The 2,596-nt window shown below is 69.9% G+C and carries 2 protein-coding genes and 1 pseudogene; all 3 read right to left on the bottom strand.

Annotation, left to right across the window (positions count from 1 at the left end; genetic code table 11):
- A pseudogene (gene murD / locus G6016_RS12365) lies at positions 1-188 on the bottom strand (UDP-N-acetylmuramoyl-L-alanine--D-glutamate ligase); the annotation flags it as partial.
- A gap of 20 nt (positions 189-208) precedes the next feature.
- Positions 209-1,300 (bottom strand): phospho-N-acetylmuramoyl-pentapeptide-transferase, encoded by a 1,092-nt coding sequence (mraY, locus tag G6016_RS12360; protein ID WP_182632945.1) that lies wholly within the window; start codon positions 1,298-1,300, stop codon positions 209-211.
- Positions 1,297-2,596: UDP-N-acetylmuramoyl-tripeptide--D-alanyl-D-alanine ligase (locus G6016_RS12355; RefSeq protein WP_182632944.1), on the bottom strand; the 1,300-nt coding region annotated here is incomplete at its 5' end. The genes mraY and G6016_RS12355, both read right to left, overlap by 4 nt.

Below are 2,596 nucleotides of genomic sequence, written 5' to 3'. Positions count from 1 at the left end.
ACCCCGTCGCACGTCACGCCCGCGGGCAGTGCCGCGCGCAGGCGCTCGATCGCCTCGGGGCGCGAATCGGCGACCACCGGATCCGCACCGAGTGCGGCGAGGATCCGCACTGCACCGGGGCCGGACACGCCGGCGCCCAGCACCAGCACCCGGGCGCCGGACAGCGCGCGCACATCGATCTCCGTCATGCCAGACCTCTCGTCAGACCTCACGCCGACGCCGCGAGCCAGTCGCCGTAGAACAGTGCGATCGCCAGGCCGCACGAGATGGCGACGAGGAGCCAGAACCGGATGGTGACCGTGGTCTCCTTCCAGCCGCCGTTCTCGAAGTGGTGGTGGATGGGGGTCATCCGGAACGGGCGGCGACCGGTGGTGCGGAACGAGATCACCTGGATGAGGACCGAGACGAACTCGATGACGAACACCGCGCCCACGACGACCATGAGCAGCTCGGTGCGCGAGACGACCGAGACGCCGGCGACGATGCCGCCGAGGAACATCGAGCCGGTGTCCCCCATGAAGATCTTGGCCGGGGCGGCGTTCCACCACAGGAAGCCCAGGCACGCGCCCAGCGCCGCCGAACAGACGACGGCGATGTCCAGCGGGTCACGGACCTGGTAGCAGCCGGACAGGTTGACGCCCTCCGCCGGCGAGAAGCACGAGTAACGGAACTGCCAGAAACTGAACACCACGTAGGTGCCCATGACCATGGCCATCGAACCGGCGGCCAGGCCGTCGAGCCCGTCGGTGAAGTTGACCGCGTTGGACCAGCCGTAGACGAGGATGACGATGAAGACCAGGAAGACGACGAACGGGAACGACACGGCCACGAAGTCGCGCACGTAGCTCAGCGACTGGCTGCCCGGGGTGAGGCCGTCGGAGTTGCGGAACTGCAGCACCAGGATGCCGAACGCGAGCGCGGCCAGAACCTGCCCGATCGTCTTGGACAGGATGCCCAGGCCCTTGTTCTGGCGCTTGAACACCTTGAGCCCGTCATCGATCATCCCCACCACCGCCAACGCGGTGGCCAGGCCCAGGATGAGCAGGCCGGACGCGGTGAAGCCGCCACCACCCACGGTGACCTGGCCGACGATGCCGGCGACGATGTAGCCGAGCCACACCGCGGCGAGGATGGCGAGACCGCCCATGTTCGGGGTGCCCCGCTTGCTCATGTGGGACTGCGGCCCCTCGAGCCGGATCTCCTGGCCATACCCGTGGCGGCGGAAGTAGATGATGAGCAACGGGGTGAGAAAGATGCTCACGACGAACGCCACCACGCCGGCGATCATGATCTGGGTCACTGCTGGTTCTCCTCACCACGCGCCGCGAGCACATGCTCCGCGACACTCCACAAGCCGACGGCCGCCGAGGCCTTGACCAACACGATGTCCCCGGGTTCGAGTCGCTCGTCGAGGATCGCGACCGCCTCCTCGACGGACGCGACGTGGTCGGCCTCCGAGCCCCACGAGCCCTCCTGGACCGCGCCTTGGAACAGGGCGCGCTGCGGGCGACCGTGTCCGACGACGACGAGCTGCGACACATCCAGCCGGACCAGGAATCGGCCCACCAGGTCATGTTCGACAACCGCGTCCTCGCCGAGTTCGGCCATCTCACCCAGGACCGCCCAGGTGCGGCGGTGACCGCCCCCGGACCGGGCCATCACGGCCAGGGACTTCAGCGCGGCCCGCATCGAGTCGGGGTTGGCGTTGTAGGAATCGTTGATGACCGTCACGCCGTCCGCGGTCAGCCGGACATCCATCCGGCGGGCGGAGGCCGCCGTGGCGCCACCGAGAGCGGCCGCGATCTGATCGACGTCCATCCCACACGCCAGCCCCACCGCGGCCGCGGACAACGCGTTGCCGACCTGGTGCTCGCCGTGGACCTTCAGCGCGACGTCCGCCTCACCCTGCGGGGTGATCAACCGGAACGAGGCGCGCACCTCATTATCGAGCGAAACGCGCTCCGCCCGCACGGTTGCCGACCCACTGAGGCCGACGCGTACGACGTCCGCGGAGGTGCGGCCGGCCATGGCGGCGACGCGCTCGTCGTCGTCGTTCAGTACCGCGACACCACCGTCGGCGGCGGACGGCAGTGCCTCGACCAGTTCCCCCTTGGTGGCGGCGATGACCTCGCGGGACCCGAACTCGCCCAGGTGGGCGGTACCGACGTTGAGCACCACGCCGATGCGCGGGGGCGCGATCGCCGCGAGCTCGGTGATGTTGCCGGGCGCGCGGGCGCTGAGTTCCAGCACGAGGAAGTCGGTCGACTCGTCGGCGCGCAGTGCGGTCCACGGGTGGCCGATCTCGTTGTTGAACGATCCGGGCGGGGCCACGACCGTGCCGGCGGCGGACAGGACGGCGCCGATGAGGTCCTTGGTGCTGGTCTTGCCGGACGATCCCGTCACCCCGACCACGGTCAGGCCGTGATCGGCGACGAGTCGGTCGACGCTGGCGCGGGCGAGCGAACCCAGCGCCGCCAGCACCGCGGCGCCGGAGCCGTCGGTGTCCGCGGCCAGGGCCATGGCGTTGGTCTCCCGGTGTTCGATCCGCGGGACCACGATCTGGGCGCCGTCGGCCCCGTCGACCTCGCGGGCCACG

It is taken from the genome of Dietzia aerolata, from assembly GCF_014144865.1.
Taxonomy (GTDB): Bacteria; Actinomycetota; Actinomycetes; order Mycobacteriales; family Mycobacteriaceae; genus Dietzia; species Dietzia aerolata.
Note: the sequence above shows the minus strand (reverse complement) of the source record. Positions and strands in the feature narration are given on the sequence as shown.